The organism is Vibrio viridaestus (genome assembly GCF_003856525.1).
Lineage (GTDB): Bacteria > Pseudomonadota > Gammaproteobacteria > Enterobacterales > Vibrionaceae > Vibrio > Vibrio viridaestus.
In genome coordinates, this window is record NZ_RJVQ01000017.1 from 1 (window position 1) to 18,582 (window position 18,582).

Genomic DNA, 18,582 nt, shown 5'->3' on the forward strand with positions numbered 1-18,582 from the left:
AGATGCTCGTATGGATATCTTTGAATATATTGAGATGTTCTACAACGTAAAACGCAGGCACGGTTCCAATAATCAATTATCGCCTGTAGAGTATGAAAAGCAGTATGAAGAAAGGCTAACTAGTGTCTACTGACTCGGTGGCTATTCAGTTGGCCATGGTATGGAGGCTTCAGAATATAAAGCTCCGCCCTCAATTGACATATCAACTCTCTCAGAAGAAGAGATTGAGGCCTTTTCTGATTCTTACTCACCTGATTATGAACACGCAGTTAGTGAGGCTCATGGATACTTTAAAAAGAATCACAAGGACACCGCTGCTTGTATCCAAGCATCTAGCATGTTCCTACAGTCTTTAGTAGATATTGAGAGAGTGGTAATCCTAGGTCATTCTATAGCAGAAATCGATAAACCTTACTTTGACTATGTAAACAAAATAGTTGGGCCGAACTGTCAATGGTGGGCGTCTTACTATCCAAGTTCCGAAGAAGATGCAATACGTAGTCGACTTGAGGAGATTGTTGATGACGAAAACAGGATGAAATTGATAGAGATGTCCCTGTTGACTAAATAATTTGAAGCTATCAATTTTTCTCAAACTATTTAACGTGACGGTTATTCCCCAAAGTGTGCCAGCCTAAGATTTTGGACACATTTCTTTTGTCATCATTTGACCTATTTTTTCTAATAACTAAATATGTAGTTAGTTTTGCATGCGATGTTATACCGACTGTCTTCATTTTGAGTTTTATTTTTAATCAACAAAAAACAATGTGATAAGTAATTTTATTCGGTATTCTTCTCTTCACTTATATGGAATGTGTTTTAGATAAAAGATATTGTTAGGGCAACCAAGGATAGTTAATGAGTATAATTTTAGAAACAACAGTCGGTGCAACGGCTGCATCTCTTGCTAATCTTATTCAGGAGTGGTCAAAGCTTAGAGAAGCGAAGAAAGAGGAAGAGCTAAAAACTCCTGAATGGCAGCAATTAGAACAGTCATATATTGAACACCTTAAATGGCGTTTTGAATATCCTAAAAAGGTATTCGGTCAACAAATTTTAGCTAACTGGATTATAACTTTTGTCGTTCTTGCTCTAGTCGTTTCGGGGTTAGTGTTTTCATTTCTCCAGCTCCAATATGCTATTACCTTAGGAGATATGTCTACATTAAACACGAATGTTCAAATAGAAACTGCTGGGAAGGTGTCAATTAGTTCTTCGATAGTCGGTGCTATTACGTTAGTAATTTCGCTTGCTTTCTTTGCTCTTTATTTGAAATATGTTTTTCAAATAAAACATACACATCCTCCGCATGTAAGCTTGTCAGAGACTGATGCAGAATCAATCTTAAATAAGGTAAAAGAAACCAAATCGGATCTGTCAGCAGGGGACATGAAAATCACTGGTATTCAAGTTGGGTAGCCCATACAAGCATTTAAGACGGATTCACAACGCTTTAGGGGCGGTGGTCGGCGTTGTTCACCACTTAACGCGGCTATGCTGATTAGCGGAGATCGAGAGACTTCCGCTTGTTTAGAGTAGTTAGTCCGCTAGATCTTGTTTATCTTCAATTAACTTAAGTTCGGATTTATCTTGAAGTTGCTTAAAGTTGGAATTAAGTGCTTCTGATGTTGTTCTGTTCTTGTTCGTGGAGATACAGTGAATACTTCCACCTTTTTGGTTATATTTAGTTAGCTCTTTAATCGCACTAATTAGCTCGTTTTGGCAATGTTCATTCATTACCAAGTTTTGTTTTTTAAGGTGCTCTACAACATTTTCTATGAGTTGTTCTTCATCCTTTCGTACATTTTCAGTCACTTGCTCAAGCATTGTGTTATAGGTTTTCTCGTCCATCTTTCCCTTTAGTGCTTTTACTCCTTCAATGCCCATCTTTAAGGCAATCAATTCAGTTGCTAGCTCAGCCATTGCTTTCAATGTCTCTGTCACTAGCTTGACCACCTCGATATTAAGCATCATATCAACGATCACTGAGCCTTTATCGGTACTAACTATCTCAAAATCTTCAGGGGCTTGGTTTACTGCCATTGAGAACCCCCTAGCTATTGTGTGCCAAGTTTTACTCCAATCTTTGAGATCAACAACGTTGTCGATAGCAGCATTATTATGAAATCTAAGTCTTGTTAAGCATTTGTTGTCTGGGATATCCGTCGCTTCCAAATATACAGGGGCTAGTACAGTCTTCATTTGCATACGCAAGCCTTTAAAGGAATTCACAGCTTGCGCAATTCGGTCTGTGCCAGCTTTTAAAGTAGAAACTACGTAGGCATTATCTTGTGGTAGCATCAAAAGGTTTTGAAGATACTCTTTTGATGGAGACAGGAGCAAGCTTTGTAGTTCCATATCTCGAAGAATCTCTTTGTGCGTATCTGTCAGCCCCGACTCATCGATTGCATCCAATCGTTCAATAAGCAAGCTGTATTGAGCTTCTTTTAGCTTTTGCGCATTTTTAAGGTTTTGTTGGTTGGGTGTCGCAGTCAAGCGTTTAAGGTCCGAATGTAGTTTGTTATATAGGCTATGGACGGGGTCTACTTCAATGTTTTTGTTAAACCATAAAGCTAATGAGTATAATTCGTTGGTTTGCAATTTAGTTTCCACCGTTAATTAAATCAATAAGTTAATTATAATGTAATATACTCTCTATGCCATTTCCATAATCCACACAACTAACTGGATCAGCATACAAACGTTTAAGGTTTCAAGATACTTTTTCTTATCTACACTGATGCCACTTTGTCATTTAGGCTAAGAAGCTTTTGTCCAAAAACTTGTTACAAAATCCGCAACCTTATAACCCATAAAGGTCTTTTGTTTCGGATTATATTCATTATTCTAGATTCATAGTGACACTGATTTTGGTATAAGTTATTAATAGCCTTAAAAATGTGACAAATGCTCTAGTTCTTTGTGGAACATGAATAACATTGCCTTTGTCATCGTATCGTTTACGGTCAAATTTGCTTTGTAACAGGTGAATACTGATTGTTCCCGGAGGATGGTATTTTAAGTATTTCCCATCATCACTGATGATTGTTTTAAATTTTGTCGAACCTTTCATATAAGGTTCCAGTAGCTTAGAAACTATGATCTCTATTGTCATGTTCGGGTAGATATCTGTTTTTATCGCATCGTGCCAGAATTTAAGGTGTTTTCTATATTCTTCTAGTTTAGATGGAGAAAAGTAGTCTTCGCTCGGGAAATACCATTTAATTTTTACATGTCTTTCTGTTAAGCCCATTGTTTGGATTAGCTTGAGAAGTAATAGGGCAGCCTTTTGGTTATGTGTGCGAATTAAAAAATCTTTCGCTCCAACTAAATCATTTAGTATTTCACTTAATGAACTTAAATCACCATGTGCTGGTAACTCTACAGAATTGTAAGCCTTATGGAACATATTGATTAATGCATCAATCGTGTCGATATTACCCTTGTTTAATTTTTGGTAATTGATTAGGGGTCCTAGCTTATATTTGGAGCGAGGCAGAGATGATTTAATGAATAGCTCGTCGGATTCTATTATTGCTGAAATAGTCTTTGCTGTAATACCTGTGTTGTAGCTGATTTCGTTAATTGTTTCTCCTTCGGCTAAACATTGTATAACCGTCCATATGTCATTAATGGAAACACTTTGTATAGTATCTGGCACTTTCGGAACACTAAGCTCTTGAATGGCATTCTCTATGTTTGATATGTCTAACGGTGGTTCATAGCTTTCAGGAATAGATGACATTCGACTCAATTTGGTAGTTGGTATCGCTGATAGTCGACCCTGATCATTGACACGTATTCTTTGTCCCCAAAAACGCCTCAACAAAAACGAAGATGGACGATGATTGGAAAAGTTTGTTCGTTGAATAAATTCACTAAGATGAAAATAGGATGAAGTAGTCACTTCAGGTGAAGAATGTCCGAGCAAGCTTGATAACGCCCACAGTTTTTTCCGTGAGAATGACCTTAATGCTAGTCTTTCACATAATCGGTTATGATTATGTGTAGAAAAATAATCATGCTGGGTGAATGAAAAATCAGCCAATCGTGATGGTTCTGGGTAATTCAACCGAACCCAAGTCCAGTTGCAAAAAGAATGGCGACAATGGTGGTATCGAATATCAGGCTCACCAGTAACAATTTTTAGTATTTTAGTGAGAAGCGCAAATGCTTCGTTCAGTTTATGGGCATCTTTAAAGAGGAGAGACTTATCTTGTGTAAACTTGGTTTTGGTAATGTCGAGATAATCCGATAGTACTGTTATAAATTCTTCCGGCCACAGACAATCAAGGGGAAGGTTCCTTGAACTATCGCTGGATTTTAATTCTCTATATTTGTTGGGCCGAATATGGAGATTGATGTAATCAGTTCCGTTAGATGTAAAATCTGAAAACTGTAGTCCAGCAACTTCTCCCCGACGTAATCCACTGTAGAAGCCAAAGCAGAAACATAATTTAGCTAATTTTGATATTGGGGTATCGAGTGAATTACAGGCTTTAATAATACGTTCAGCCTCATGTTGTGTTATTAAATTTGCGTTGACACGATGTCCTATGGAGGGAATATCGATATCAGATAGACATAAATTAGTGACGAGGTCACTTTTAATTAAGAATTCCGCAAAATAAAGAACATAAGCTTTCTTAGTTGATGCGATTTGTTCTGCCACGACATTTAATTTTTCCGCCCAATCTAAATTGTCCATTTTTTTTGGAGTACAGCCAGAAAACTCTTGAATAAAAGGCCCTGCGACATAATCGATATAAGCTCTTATGGTTGTTAACCGAAGGCGCTTTTTAAACTTGCCGCCGAATTTCAGCAAGTGATACAGCCACGATAGTACCAACCATCCCCATGGAGAGGACTTTGCTATGTCGTTACTCTCAAGTTTTGCTCTTAGCTCCTCTTGTAGTTCACAATTAATATGAAGGCTTTCCTTTAGCGAGGTTTTAACTAAACGGTTAGTAAAATACGCTATGACTTCAATTTGCTCAGAGGTTGTAAGTTCCTCCTGCTCAAGAATGCTTCTTTTCCTCAATTTTTCTGCCGCAGTTGATCCTACTGATAGCCAGGCGACTTTTTGTCTCACGGTCATTGTTCGTTGTTCATCACTTTTCTGTTGGTGCATTACCCGTTGATCACTCAGTAGTCTAAATAGTGAATTCTGAGTTAACGATGTTGTAGGAAGTGCCGATTGACAGATTGAGTATTCTGCTGGGCTAGCAGTGAGAACAAACTCATTTTTTAGTATCGAGCGTAAGTCAATGAATCTCAGTTGAAAGCTATTAGGAATTAGCCGGTACTGATAAAGTAAGGTGTTCACCGATGCCATAATGTTGATCTTAGCGGCTGATTCATTATTCCAATATGCAGTAAGAAGTAATTCGGCTTTTGGGGAGAGCCAATATCGTTGACTATTTGTTTCTACAAACCAATCCGGTCCAATGCGATAAGTAATACCTTTCTGTGATAACAGTGAACTAATATCCTTCGACTTTTGAATGCCTTCTTTTAAAACGAGCCATAGGATTATGATGGCTTGATTTTTCTTTGGCTGATCGAGATAGTTAGCGACAAGTGATTCATCTTCGATTAATTGATATATCTTGGCTTGCAGACGAGACATCAGAAAGTCATCGGGCTTTAGCAGCGGTAAATCCTGCTTTATCTGGCAAATCTGACTGGGCGGTGGTGACGTGATCCCCAGCTCTTTTTCTATCACACACAATAATAGCTCAAGTAACTTAAGTTGTAGATTGTATTCCTCGAACCCTTTACGAAAGGCTTTCTGAATATTATTGAGTGAATCAGGCTGAATTTGGTCACTAACTAACCGGGCGTGTTTCGAGGTTAATTCATAAACGTTATCTGTAATTTTCAACTTATCGGAATCTGGGAGCATTTCTGTGTCAGTTAGCCTGAGATATTCGTCAGTCTCCTTCTGTGCTGCCAGTAAATATACACGCTTAACATGTTCAGTTAGTACTTGACTTAATTTGGACATGTTAAGCTCGCTTACGTGTAATTAATGAAGGGATCGCTTTCCAATCTAGCTCTTCCATCATCTGGTTTAAGATAGGGAGAAGGTGCTCTATTGCTTCCCGATGGTTTAGCGACGAACATTTCTCTAGTGGAGTCTCACCATTTACCCAGTGACCTAATTGAAACTTGATTAATTCTTGATGGACATTAGAAAGTTCTAGATAACGTCGCACGTAATGACGACCAAAATTAAGCGGTAAATTTATATATTCACTTAATATCTTTGGCCCTGAGTTTTTCGTTCGGTAAAAGGATTTGTCATCAGAATCCTGCAGAAATAAAAAGAACAACCCATCATTAGAGCGAGAGTTTTTTGCAGAAAGGAACCACTCTATTCGATCATTTTTATGTGTAAGATCGATTAATTGATGATCGCAGGTTTGAGCGTAAAGCTGCCTAGATTGAGCTGGATAGAGGTGATTAATCAAATTTGCTAATGCTATGGCATGTTGTTGATAGTGTTTTAGCTGAAACTGCAGTAATGTGGGACAGGCAATCACTCTCGTATGTGAAAATGTCTTAGATGAATCTTTGTCAGAAATACATAATGCTTTGTAGCGAATTAGCAACAAATCAAAGCTCGGTAACGGATTATAAACCGCACGATAGCCAGACGCATTTATTAGCATGAGCAAAGTATAGACCGCATACCGATTATGATATTCCACTAGGTTCTGTAAGTTTTTGGACACATCAAATGCCGACAATTGGTTTAATTCATTTATATGATTGGAAACCCATCTATGTAACGAGGTTGCTTTTGGAGTGAACTGTGACCCGATGCCTCTACTATCTATATCTAATAAAATGTCACCTACTACAGGGGTGCTAAAATCAGGTTTATATTGTTTAATTTGTTCGAAAGTATCTGACCAAAGAGCTTGTACATAGCAGTTGATTTCTGATTCTGAATACCAGGCATAATGACGAGGTGAACGACTATAGTAACTGAGCTCACCACGTAACATTTCTAGAATGACAGGGTCATGCTGTTCTACTGCAATCATTCGATTGGTCAGATGATTTTCTATACGCTTCAAGCTAATTTGACAGTGATAACGTTGATTGAGTTTTTTTATATAAGATTCGATTGCTTTTCTGCAGATATTAACTTTGTATTTTCCTGCAAGAGTTGGATATCTGTCTAACCTGCTTTGTTTATAAATATCAAAGAGATAACAGGGCAGGTATATAAATGCTACTTTTTTGGTCTTAAGCAAATTTTCGTTATTGGAATGCTTACCGAGTTCGGCCGTCGGTTTGGGGGCTATTTTTAATACTAATCGTGAGTTTTTAATGATGATGCTAGCATTCTCATTGCTTTCGTTATAATCGATAGATAAATTACATACGGCGTTTAGATCTCGGCCTGTCAGTAATATTATGTGGAGAAGAAGCTTAATGTTGTTTTTAGGGACGGTTTGTATCGCATTATTACTTTTGGTGTTGAGTGAATGCCATAAGATGCAAAGCTCATGCGGCTGAAGGATATTTCGACTTAGTGGAGTAATATTGTGGCTTCGGCGTACATCCTTTGAAATTACTCTGTTTTTATTTTGAATTTTTGCCCTATCTTTGATGACAGAAAAATCGGGCAATTCATATTTGGGTTTTGGATGTATTGGCTGCTCAGTCTTAATAATACAGAGCTCAGGATAGTCTTCATCAGCCGATACACCAGCTTCAGTTAGTGGTTGACTCAATGTACGTTTATTTAATGATGCTGTATATAAATTGTCAGAGCCGACTACCCGTTCAATTTTCCTTCGACTAAACGATGAACGTATAATTTTTTGCGATGTTCGAGTAAAACTGGTTCGTTTTTTCCAATCGAGTAGATAAAAATGCTCTAAATTACGCAAATAACCAATACGGCTGGATGCGCTAGATTCATCATCAATATTATCTTCTTCTTTTAATGTATCACGAAAGTTGCGAATGTTATTTGTTATCTCAGTGATAGACAATGCGTTAAAGCAGCTTCTATCAATAGTCTCATCAGTATACAAAAGTCTAAAAGCACGTATAGAATCTTCCGTGCGATTTTCCATGATAATTTTTGACTCGTTTTCGTAGTAATGTTTAAGGAAAAAAAGTAATGCGGAAGCGGTTTGTTGATCCTGGCGATCATAAAAAACGAAGAGTAATGAATAAAGTGGTCGCCGACTCATCCATCCACGCGCTGGCTTAGGGTTTTGATAATTTTCGTAATACGCACTATCGATGTCGGAAAATAAAGCTAAAGCTCTGCTTGCTGTAAATGTGTCTAGGTCAAATATAATTTCAAATAGCGTTGGGTGTGTATCCAAAAAATAATCTATAACAGCGTGTACCTTTTGAAATCCACGGAAATCTACTGGACAATCTATCGTTTCTAACAAGTGCTCAAGAGGCTCTAGTAAATCGGATGGTGCTAAAGGCAAAAATGATTGAATATCTTCTACTGTGGGAGTCGACATCTTTTGTCCTTGACTTGCTATAAATCGGCTTTAGAAATAGATAAATAATTTGCAACTTTTTCGGCTGAATTGAGCCCAGGGAAAAACGTTAACCATTCCTCAGATTGATAAATACTGCGTTTCCCTTCATCTTTTTTAAACCATGAACGTAAATAAAAACTGATTTTTTTTGTATCGCTTATGAAACATTTTGAGAGTAGGTCATTTGTTAGATCGAATAAAATAATCGCGCGCTTGATGTTGGAAGATGGTTTTTTTTTCATGACTAGAACGAATATCGAATGGTCTTCAGGGAGCTGATGTTGTGCGATAGCGCACCGGAGTTTTGTTAGCGTGAAGGTCCCTGTTAGTGCCTTATATTGTTTACGATATCGATAGCAGATAATGGGAGATTGTAGAGAAAGTAAATTGAATAGGTATGCCGATTTGTCTATTGTTTGGCTCGATGTTCTAAGTCCACTCTGTGGGTTTGCTTGGTTAAACAGATCTTCAATGATATCGTCAGACCTCAGTTCATTAATCGCTACCCGAGTGAGTTCCACATTATCGAGTAGGGTAGCATCAAATCGAAGAATCTCATCTTTCAAAATCGTATCTAACCTAAAATATATCTGATTTAGATACTTTAAGATTTACACCAATTTGTGTCCAAATTGCGTGTAAAAACTGTGATCTAGTTAAAAGGTGGGAGTCATATGCCTAATAAAATCAAGGTATAGAAGCTATTCTTAACGTTTAGAGTATGTTATTAATGTCTTGACATGGTAGGGGTCGGCAGTTCGAGTCTGCCTAGACCCACCAAATTTTAAACAAAGCCCGCCTAACGCGGGCTTTGTTGTGTCTGAAGCTTGCATATTTCTACTTACAAATTCGCAAGAGAGTAAACATAACGCCACCGACTCAATGCTAGCCAATGGTGCGCTTATTGACTTGCGCATATCTATCTAATATCAATAAATAAAATTTTATCCCTAATATGAGTTGATTTTTCTTCTAAGTTACTAATTTTAAAGGTAACTACCGGATTTTTCGTATTGAAAACCGCATTATCCAGGCATTTTTGTGAATTTCAAAATGTAATGATCAGGGCATCCCTCCGTATCAAATGTACTTACTGTAAATCCTGCTTCGATGACTTCCTGCACCGCTTCTGTTGGAGAGACTCGTGCATTACTTCCTTTGTAGTCAACGATGATATAGCGGGTATTGGGTTGAGTCTGTTCATGAATTTTCTGTAAAAACCGGAATCGATTCTCTATGAAGCGGTAGGTATTTGCGAGAAATACGACGGTACATTCGTTTGGAATGCAGGGGTCATCCCTCATAGACTGAATAGGCGAGATATTTTTGATCTTTTCTTTGGTGAAGCGCTTTATCATAAAATCGATCATATTAGGTTCACAATCAATGGCATAGACCTTTCCTTGTTTGACATAGTTGGAAAACAGGTTGGAAAAATAGCCTGTTCCGGCACCAATATCAGCGATAATGTCGTTATCTTTGAGTTCTATCTGAGAAAGTATATGGCTTGTTCGTTGCCATTCCTCACGGTTTTCACCGTCAAAAATCTGAGTTAATCGTTCCGGTTCGGCAAAGCTGATACCCATAAAATAATTCCTGTCATTGTGGTTTGAAGAGGCATTGTTCCGCTATCAAAAATGAATTAACTCAGTTCAACAGAGACTGAGCTAGTGAGTTGTGAAGAGCAGGCAAGCGTATAGCCCTGAGTTTGTTCTTCCGGGGTTAGAACGGAATTTTCAGTTATAGTGAAATCACCATCAGTGACCTTACATTTACAAGACCCGCATACGCCGCTACGGCAGGCAATGATGATGGGTAATCCTTCTCGTTCCAGCACGTCAGCGAGAATGTCACCTTGATTGGCGCTTATATTTTTATCAAAACCAGCGACGGTGACTTGGATATTCTCATTCGATATGGGAGTACTTAACGCCTCTTTCGGAGTGAAGCTTTCCTGATGGAATTTCGACATATCGAAATCGAGTTCGGTCAGATACTTTGTAACATCACGCATAAACTGATTCGGGCCACACAAATAAATGGTTTGTTCATTAAGATCTGGAACCAGTTGAGTCATCCATCGTTTATCCAAGCGACCTTGATGGTGGAGTGTGTGCCCAGAGTTTTTCATCAGTATCGATAAATGAAAGTTCTTGTAGATAGAATCCATCGTCTCGAGTAAATCAAGATAAATGGTGTCTTGTGGTGAGCGGGATATATGCAAAAATGTTACATTGATACTAGGCTCACAATCCAGTAGATAACGAGCCATCGACATAACAGGAGATATACCGCATCCCGCACTCATAAGGAGAACCTTAGTTTGATTTTTGTCGCTTACAGGAGGAAAGTCGATGCAGTTAAAATCCCCCCTGGGAGAGTAAGCATATAGCGTATCGCCAGGTAAACTATGATCAATGAGATAATTGGATACTTTTCCTCCGTCAACACGCTTGATAGTAATTTGTAAATAGTCATCTCCTGAGATGCCACTCAGTGAATACGCACGAAACTCACGCTTACCCTCTATTCCTATACCTACGGTGATAAATTGCCCGGGTTTAAATTCAAAGATCGTTGACTCTTCAATATCAGTGAGTTTTAGAGTAATGGTATCCTGCGTTTCGTAATATTTTTCAATAATGATGAGTGGACTGGGATTGGTCTCATGCCATTTAAAAAACATATCGTACTCTGCTTATTCTGGGGAAGTGGAAGGTCGCCAATGCTTCTGGCGACCTACAAAGTTATGCTGCTAAGATCGTATCTAAATCGGCTTCAACCTCGCCGATACTGCGCATATCAAATTTTTCCTGAATGATGCTAATTAAATTTGGTGTGAGGAATGCTGGTGCGGATGGACCGGTATAAATACCTTTTACGCCAAGAGCAAACAGAGTCAGCAGGATCACAATGGCTTTTTGTTCGAACCAAGAAAGAACGAGTGTCAGCGGTAGTTCATTAATATCACAATCGAATTCTTTCGAAAGCGCTATGGCTAATTGGATCGCGGAATAAGCGTCGTTACATTGCCCAACATCCAAAAGACGTGGGATACCGTTGATATCGCCGAACTGATTTTTGTTAAATCGATATTTACCACATGCAAGCGTTAGGATAACGGTATCTTCAGGGGCTTTTTCAGTAAATTCCGTATAGTAACTGCGCTCTGACTTATCCCCATCGCAGCCCCCGACCAAGAAAAAGTGTTTGATATTGCCTTGTCTGACCTGGTCAATGACAGCGGGGGCGGCTGCCATTAGAGCATTACGGCCGAATCCAATGGTGATGAAGTGTTCAATTTCGTTGTGGCTAAATCCAGACATACTAAGTGCACAATCAATCACCGCCTTAAAATCATTGCCCTCGATGTGACTGACACCAGGCCAGCCAACAATGCTGCGCGTGAAGATGCGATCGGCATATTGACCAACGTTAGGATTAATAAGACAGTTGGAGGTCATGACAATGGGGCCAGGAAAATTGGCAAATTCTTTCTGTTGGTTTTGCCATGCACTTCCATAATTACCAACTAGGTGAGGGTACTTTTTAAGCTCTGGATAGCTGTGCGCTGGTAGCATTTCACCATTGGTATAAATATTGATACCCATCCCTTCAGTCTGTTGCAATATTTTTTCAAGATCGTGCAGATCGTGACCGGATACGAGAATACATTTACCCTTAACCGGTTTTACATTTACGGTTGTTGGTTCCGGATGGCCAAAAGTTTCTGTCTCACCACGATCAAGCATTTCCATCACTTTGTAATTCATCAAACCGATTTGCATTGAGCAGTTAAGTAATTCGCTCAAGTCGGTTGGATCGGAACCTAACCAGGCCATAATTTGATGATATTCGGCATAAATATCGTCATTCGTTTGATCAAGGACACGAGCATGTTCCATATACGCCGCTGCGCCTTTAAGTCCATACAGACAAAGCAAACGTAAACCAATCACGTCTTCATGGGTATGCTCTTTACCACGATTGACAGCGACTTGTGGTGCTAGCTGAATAATATCTTCAGCGTCTTGTGGCAGTTGAAATAGAGCGAATGACGGTAGGTCTCCTAACTCCTTATCAGCAAGAATTGCTGCTGCACGAACTTTTTCCTCTAGACGATTTCTCAGCTGCTCAGTCTGTTGGGTAAATTCGATAATACGTTCTGGATCGAAATTGACATTGGTTAAAGTAGAAAAGAACGCCTTAGGCGACCACGCATTCACTTCGGGATCAATAATCTTGAATTCGCTCGCTTTCGAAGCCCAAAAAGAAACACTTTGCAGAGCATAAACTAGGACGTCTTGTAGATCGGATACTTCTGATGTTTTTCCACACATCCCTTGTGCAAAAGAACAGCCTTTAACCTTCGGTGTTTGAATCGTCTGTTCACATTGAATACAGAACATAATAGAGACTCCAGTGATGAATTGATTTTGATAGTTAATCACTGGATTGCAGATTGTGTGCCAATTTTAACTAATTGAAAATATGAGGAATTATTTCTATATAGCTCTTTTGTGATGTGTAAATGACATCACGCGCGTAGTCATTTATACATCAGAGCCTTATTCGGTTAAACCAAGTTTTTTTCCCATGCGGTATAAATTGCCTCTGTCGACCTGAAGAAATTGCGCCGCCTGAGCCCAAACACCGTTTGACTGCTGTAACGCGTGTTGAATTAAATCTCGTTGGTATTGCTCAACCAATAAGCGCATCGATTGACTTTCTGTTGGTAAATATTGTTTATTTGAATGAACGGGCTGATTCACCACTGAGTGGTCGAGGTGAGAAAGGGTAATTCGATTACTGTTCTGTTGAATTGAATGCAAAGCAGCCCGAGTCAGAACATGTTCCAGCTCACGAACATTTCCATACCAAGGTTGTGACTCGAGATAGGATATCACTTTTGCGTCAGCGTAGAGATTTGGCGAATTAAATTGGTGTCGTACTTTATCGAGTAAATATCCGGTTAATAGTGCAATGTCTTCAGCGTGTTCTCTGAGTGGCGGTACATGAATAGGGAACACGTTTAAACGGTGATATAGGTCGGCTCTAAACTGACCATTGGCGACTTCCTGATCTAGATTACGATTCGTTGCGGCAACGATTCGGACATTGACTATGATATGTTGATCGCTACCCACGCGTTGCACTTCACCTTGCTGTATAACCCTAAGCAGCTTTGCCTGCATCAATAGCGGTAGCTCACCGACTTCATCTAGAAATAACGTTCCGCCGTCGGCCAATTCAAATTTACCAGTACGATGGGTTAAAGCACCTGTAAATGCGCCCTTTACATGTCCAAACAGCTCGCTTTCAGCCAGTGCTTCGGGCAATGCGGCACAGTTCACGTAAATCATTGGTTTATCGCTGCGTCTGGATTGAGCATGAACCGCATGAGCAACTAACTCCTTTCCTGTCCCTGTTTCTCCCATAATCAGCACAGAGTAATCAGACTGCGCAACCATCGCGATATTGCGCTTTAAGTTTTCTAGTTGAGGGCTATTACCAACCATTTCTCCGTGTTTCGAACGAGCCTGTTGAATAAGAGTCTGAGTCACGTCTTTTTGCTTTTGGTTCTGAGCTTTGAGTGCCGTCACTTGAGCAATATTTCTCATCGTGGCCGCGGTCAGTGCCGCAAAGGTCAGCATCGACAAAGTATCGATATTATCAAATGCACCCACCATCAGCGCATCCATCGTTAACGCGCCCACAAGTTGCCCTTCTACATACAAACTGCATCCCATACAGTCATGAACGTCAATGCATGCCTTTTCGGTCAGAAGAGTACCATCGAATGGATCAGGTAGGTCGCAGTGAGCATCAAAACGAACAGGATCTTTTGACTGAATAATCGCATCCAATCTGGGGTGTGCTTTGGGAAGGTAGCGTCGGCCGAGTACCGTATTGGACACACCCTTAACAGCAACGGGGGTCAGAAAACCTTTTTGGTCGAAAATAAGCAGACAAGCAGCATCGCATGGGAAGACTGTTGTTAAGCCATCAATAATTTCATGATACTGGTATTCTGGAGAATTATTGGTACTCAGATTAAGAACGATGTTGAGTAAAATCTGATCAATGCTTGTGCTCATTGTGTGCTCTCTTCATATCGAATAGAGCTATGCTAACATGATGATGTCAATATGACATCAGTGTTTTTGTCCAAAGTCGTTGCGGCACGAATTTGGTTATCAATAAAGAATCAATGTGATTACTGAATCGCCACTACTTTGTTATTCAACTTTGAGGGAAACATTGGACTGCCACTACTCTCCCAGATAACTAAAATGATGAAATGGTGGAGTAATTATATTGTAAGGCTACCGTAGAATCGCTGTCGGTTGGCAGTAACATAATGTTCAGCGGATTTATACAATGTAATAAAGACTTCTTACTAAGTTTTGCTTTTTGATATCGATGGACGGAGTCGTTGATGTCAACCGCCGCAAAAATAATCGTGCATCGAGGGTTGTTTCATTAAACTTTTCTGTTATCAAGCTTTCCATAAGATGATATCCAAAATGAGCCTCGTTGAGTATGTCATCTCTTTTTTAGATAGTAGATATTCTTATAATTTATTTGTCTTAATTTATTAATACATTAAAGTCATATCGTATGGGTTCTAAATAAGAACTAATATCTGTCTCTTTTACAGAGTGACCACTAATATAAATATTTGTTCATAAGTTTTATAAGGAAATAAATATAATGAATAATAGATGTGATATAAATAATAAAAAAATTAAGCTGGAAATTTTATTAAGTATTGTACACTGTTCCATGTACTTCCTTTTTATATATCTGTGTGTTTTTAAGGTTGATTTATTAAGAGCTAAGCTGTTCAATTCTAATCTGCCAATTTCCTTTGCTTTTGGTTTGATGGTTATATTTTCTGGAGTGGTTTTAACCTTCATTTATGTTTTTATTACTAATCGTAAAAAGGATATTTAATATGAGGGGTGTAATTTTTTTAATTTTTTTTATTACAATGAGTGTACATGCAAAACCTCTGGATAACATAGCCCAAACCAGTTCTAACCCTGTTTCTATTATATTCTTTCTTATAATTATTTTAATGACTCTATGTATTACTTGGTGGGCCGCAAGAAGAACGAAAACAGCTCAAGATTTTTACTCTGCTGGTGGTAATATCTCGGGGTTTCAGAATGGTCTTGCAATCGCAGGAGATGCTATGTCTGCTGGAGCATTATTAGGGTTGACTGGACTCGTTTTTTCCAAAGGATTTGATGGCCTTGTATACGCGATTGGTTATACGACAGGGCTCCCGATAGTTGTATTTCTTATGGCGGCTAAAATGCGGGAACTTGGCAAATTTACATTCATAGATGTGGTATGTTCAAAATTATCTGGAAATAGTATTAGGATATTTTCTGCATTTGCTTCGTTAATTATTGTTTTGTTCTACTTAGTTGCACAAATGGTGGGCGCTGGGCAATTAATAGAGATCATGTTTGGTATCGATTATGTCTATGCAGTAGTTCTCGTTGGTGTACTAATGGTTTTCTACGTAGCATTTGGTGGAATGATGGCTACAACGTGGGTTCAGATGATAAAAGCTGTTCTTATGATCTGTAGTTGCTTCTTTATATGTATTTTAGTGTTAAATATAACAGGATTTGATTTTACGCTTTTGCTTGATTTAGCCGTCAAAAGCCACTCCTCAGGATCTAATATTCTTATACCAAATAATATGAGTAATTCTCCTTGGTCAGCATTCTCATTGGGTATCGCTCTAATGCTAGGTACAGCAGGTTTACCACATGTTCTGATGAGGTTCTTTACTGTCCCTGATGCCAATGCGGCTAGAAGTTCTGTGCTTTGGGCTAACCTTTTTATGAATTCATTCTATGCAATGATTTTTATTATTGGGTTTGGAGCTCTATACATACTAAGAAATGAGTCTGGTCTTTTAGATATAAATGGAAATTTACTGAGTGGAAATAATACTGCTGCTCTTCAATTAGCCTATTTCTTAGGTGGTAATCCATTATTTGGATTTCTATCAGCTGTTGCATTTGCGACTATTCTAGCAGTTGTCGCCGGTTTAACACTTTCAGGGGCATCTGCTGTTAGTCATGATATTTATGGTAGTTTTAAAGTGACGTCAGAGAATAAAGAAACTATTGAAATGAGAATTATGAAAGTATCAGTAATTACTCTTGGAATTATTGCTATTATTCTCAGTATTCTCTTTCGAGGGCAAAATATCGCTTACATGATTAGTCTAGCTTTTTCTATATCTTGTTCATCTACGTTTCCTGTCCTTTTACTTTCTATGTATTGGTCGCGACTCACCTCTGTTGGAGCAACAATTGGCGGTACTAGTGGTTTGATTGCATCACTAGTAATGACAATCCTGGGTAAATCTATATGGGTAGATATTCTTGGTCATCAGGAGGCTCTAGTAAGCTTAGATCCTCCCGCGATTGTTACGGTACCACTCGCGTTTACTATGTGTATTTTAGTGTCGTTATATCAACGTCGAGCCGTTTCTTTTTCGGCTAATCCCCACCAAGGTAACTCGTAATAATTGTCTACAAAGGAAATTTGTAAAAATGGAAAGTTCAGTGAATAAAGAATACGGTGCATTTGCAGAATTAATGAGGATACGTGGGAAAGAGCAAATTCATCAAGAAGAAGTGAATATTATTAATTCTGAGCCACTATATAAGACACCGTTCAAAGTTGATGAAGTTTCTGCGCAGATCTTAGCAGCTAGAGGTGTGGCTGCTAACGATTTGTGGGAACTTCGAACCGGTAATAGACAGAAGATTGGTGTCAATATGCGCGCTGCAGCTGCTACATCTCTATCCGGTAGTGATATGACCCTTAAAAAAGATATACGTGGGAAATTCAAGCCAATTCCTGTTTCAGAATCTATGAAACATATGATTTCACTAACCCAACCTTGGGAGACTGCTGATGGTAACTGGTTTTTACCCCACACTAATCTACCTCATTTGGAAAAAAGAGTACTTAATATACTAAATTGTCAAAGCACTCCAGATTCTATTCGTTTAGGGGTAAATAAATGGAACGCATTAGAACTCGAAAATACAGTAGCGGATGAATTAGCCTGTGGAGGGATGGTTCGAACTCCAGAAGAATGGCTAAAGCATCCCCAAGGAGCATATCTTGACTCAAAACCTGTGGTAGAAATAATAAAAATAGCAGAGGGAGAACCAGAACCACTGCCTGAAGGTGTGTCACCTGCATCGGGAATCAGAGTCTTAGACTTAACCCGCATTCTCGCAGGTCCAACCGCTGGGCTAGGTTTTGCCGAACATGGCGCTGATGTGTTGATGGTGACAGCTCCACATTTACCCCAAGTGGAGTCATTTGTACGCGATACAAGTCATGGGAAACGGTCATGTTTCTTAGATCTTAATATCCAAGAAGAAGCCTCAAAACTTCGCTCACTCGTTCAAGATTCGGATATTTTCATAGACGGTTATCGCCCAGGGAGACTTGAAGCCCACGGATTCGGTTCGGATGATTTATTTAAACTGAGGCCAGGCCTAATTCATATTGATGTTAACTGTTTTGGTTCTGGCGGGCCTTTTGCTACTAGAGCAGGATGGGACCAAGTTGCACAAGCGGTTACCGGCTTATGTCATATTGAAGGGCAGTATACCCCTGACAAAACTCCCAAACTGATGCCTGTATTTACATGCGATTTCCTGACTGGTTATCTCGCTACCTTTGGTGGATTAGTTGCTCTCTATAGACGCGCAACTGAAGGAGGTAGTTACAAAGTTAATGTTTCGCTTTGCCAATCAGCGATGCTTCTACAACGTCAGGGAATGCAAGACAATTTTCAAAATGCTCCCGGAAAACTATCACCACAGGAATTTGACGCGTTTTCACTACAACAAGAAAGCACGCCTTACGGAGACCTAAAATGTTTAGCGCCAGTTTTAAGTATGTCTGAAACTCCATGCAAATGGCTAACAAAAACACCTGAGCTAGGTAGTCATCAAGCAGAATGGCTAACTAGAGAAGCAAGTAAATATCAAAAAAATTAGTC

At 39.1% G+C, this 18,582-nt stretch carries 14 protein-coding genes; 6 read left to right on the plus strand and 8 right to left on the minus strand.

The window, feature by feature from the left end; genetic code table 11:
- The 3 genes from EES38_RS20990 to EES38_RS21000 form a co-directional block, all read left to right on the plus strand.
- Nucleotides 1-133: IS3 family transposase (locus tag EES38_RS20990; RefSeq protein WP_148090379.1), on the plus strand; the 133-nt coding region annotated here is incomplete at its 5' end.
- Between the two features lie 27 nt (nucleotides 134-160).
- Nucleotides 161-571, plus strand: coding sequence for an AbiH family protein (locus EES38_RS20995; RefSeq protein ID WP_208020490.1), 411 nt, complete (start codon nucleotides 161-163; stop codon nucleotides 569-571).
- Nucleotides 572-861: 290 nt separating this feature from the next.
- A complete protein-coding gene (locus EES38_RS21000) occupies nucleotides 862-1,422 on the plus strand; it encodes a hypothetical protein (RefSeq protein ID WP_124939176.1) in 561 nt (186 codons plus the stop codon).
- 120 nt (nucleotides 1,423-1,542) lie between these two features.
- Here the strand turns inward: EES38_RS21000 and EES38_RS21005 are convergent, their stop codons facing one another.
- The 8 genes from EES38_RS21005 to norR all read right to left on the minus strand — a co-directional run bounded on the left by EES38_RS21005 (nucleotide 1,543) and on the right by norR (nucleotide 14,626).
- Nucleotides 1,543-2,604, minus strand: coding sequence for a hypothetical protein (locus EES38_RS21005; RefSeq protein WP_124939177.1), 1,062 nt, complete (start codon nucleotides 2,602-2,604; stop codon nucleotides 1,543-1,545).
- A 241-nt stretch (nucleotides 2,605-2,845) separates the two neighbouring features.
- On the minus strand, nucleotides 2,846-6,010 hold the full coding sequence (locus EES38_RS21010) for a tyrosine-type recombinase/integrase (RefSeq protein ID WP_124939178.1): 3,165 nt from the start codon (nucleotides 6,008-6,010) through the stop codon (nucleotides 2,846-2,848).
- A 1-nt stretch (nucleotide 6,011) separates the two neighbouring features.
- Entirely contained in the window at nucleotides 6,012-8,429 is a 2,418-nt protein-coding gene (locus tag EES38_RS21015) for a hypothetical protein (protein WP_124939179.1), read from the minus strand.
- A 95-nt stretch (nucleotides 8,430-8,524) separates the two neighbouring features.
- The gene (locus tag EES38_RS21020; RefSeq protein ID WP_124939180.1) at nucleotides 8,525-9,094 is read right to left on the minus strand and encodes a hypothetical protein; all 570 of its coding nucleotides are present in this window, start codon (nucleotides 9,092-9,094) and stop codon (nucleotides 8,525-8,527) included.
- 459 nt (nucleotides 9,095-9,553) lie between these two features.
- Nucleotides 9,554-10,114 (minus strand): class I SAM-dependent methyltransferase, encoded by a 561-nt coding sequence (locus tag EES38_RS21025; RefSeq protein WP_124939181.1) that lies wholly within the window; start codon nucleotides 10,112-10,114, stop codon nucleotides 9,554-9,556.
- 56 nt (nucleotides 10,115-10,170) lie between these two features.
- Nucleotides 10,171-11,214, minus strand: a complete 1,044-nt coding sequence (locus EES38_RS21030; RefSeq protein WP_124939182.1) for an FAD-binding oxidoreductase — start codon at nucleotides 11,212-11,214, stop codon at nucleotides 10,171-10,173.
- A 61-nt stretch (nucleotides 11,215-11,275) separates the two neighbouring features.
- Nucleotides 11,276-12,937 (minus strand): hydroxylamine reductase, encoded by a 1,662-nt coding sequence (hcp, locus tag EES38_RS21035; protein WP_124939183.1) that lies wholly within the window; start codon nucleotides 12,935-12,937, stop codon nucleotides 11,276-11,278.
- Between the two features lie 159 nt (nucleotides 12,938-13,096).
- Entirely contained in the window at nucleotides 13,097-14,626 is a 1,530-nt protein-coding gene (norR, locus tag EES38_RS21040; protein WP_124939184.1) for a nitric oxide reductase transcriptional regulator NorR, read from the minus strand.
- A gap of 616 nt (nucleotides 14,627-15,242) precedes the next feature.
- Between norR and EES38_RS22740 the strand changes: the two genes are divergently transcribed.
- The 3 genes from EES38_RS22740 to EES38_RS21055 are packed head-to-tail and all read left to right on the plus strand — an operon-like array spanning nucleotide 15,243 to nucleotide 18,580.
- Nucleotides 15,243-15,485: a DUF485 domain-containing protein gene (locus EES38_RS22740; RefSeq protein WP_124939185.1), complete on the plus strand. Its 243-nt coding sequence runs from the start codon at nucleotides 15,243-15,245 to the stop codon at nucleotides 15,483-15,485.
- Nucleotide 15,486: 1 nt separating this feature from the next.
- Entirely contained in the window at nucleotides 15,487-17,082 is a 1,596-nt protein-coding gene (locus EES38_RS21050) for a sodium:solute symporter family transporter (protein ID WP_208020491.1), read from the plus strand.
- A gap of 28 nt (nucleotides 17,083-17,110) precedes the next feature.
- On the plus strand, nucleotides 17,111-18,580 hold the full coding sequence (locus EES38_RS21055) for a CoA transferase (RefSeq protein WP_124939186.1): 1,470 nt from the start codon (nucleotides 17,111-17,113) through the stop codon (nucleotides 18,578-18,580).
- The last annotated feature ends 2 nt before the right edge of the window (nucleotides 18,581-18,582 follow it).

What these genes read in the sequence shown, in the direction of transcription:
- EES38_RS20995 (WP_208020490.1), top strand. Translation starts at nt 161, where the DNA reads ATGGAGGCTTCAGAATATAAAGCTCCGCCCTCAATTGACATATCAACT.
- EES38_RS21000 (WP_124939176.1), top strand. Translation starts at nt 862, where the DNA reads ATGAGTATAATTTTAGAAACAACAGTCGGTGCAACGGCTGCATCTCTT.
- EES38_RS21010 (WP_124939178.1), bottom strand. Translation starts at nt 6,010, where the DNA reads ATGTCCAAATTAAGTCAAGTACTAACTGAACATGTTAAGCGTGTATAT.
- EES38_RS21025 (WP_124939181.1), bottom strand. Translation starts at nt 10,114, where the DNA reads ATGGGTATCAGCTTTGCCGAACCGGAACGATTAACTCAGATTTTTGAC.
- EES38_RS21030 (WP_124939182.1), bottom strand. Translation starts at nt 11,214, where the DNA reads ATGTTTTTTAAATGGCATGAGACCAATCCCAGTCCACTCATCATTATT.
- hcp (WP_124939183.1), bottom strand. Translation starts at nt 12,937, where the DNA reads ATGTTCTGTATTCAATGTGAACAGACGATTCAAACACCGAAGGTTAAA.
- norR (WP_124939184.1), bottom strand. Translation starts at nt 14,626, where the DNA reads ATGAGCACAAGCATTGATCAGATTTTACTCAACATCGTTCTTAATCTG.
- EES38_RS22740 (WP_124939185.1), top strand. Translation starts at nt 15,243, where the DNA reads ATGAATAATAGATGTGATATAAATAATAAAAAAATTAAGCTGGAAATT.
- EES38_RS21050 (WP_208020491.1), top strand. Translation starts at nt 15,487, where the DNA reads ATGAGGGGTGTAATTTTTTTAATTTTTTTTATTACAATGAGTGTACAT.
- EES38_RS21055 (WP_124939186.1), top strand. Translation starts at nt 17,111, where the DNA reads ATGGAAAGTTCAGTGAATAAAGAATACGGTGCATTTGCAGAATTAATG.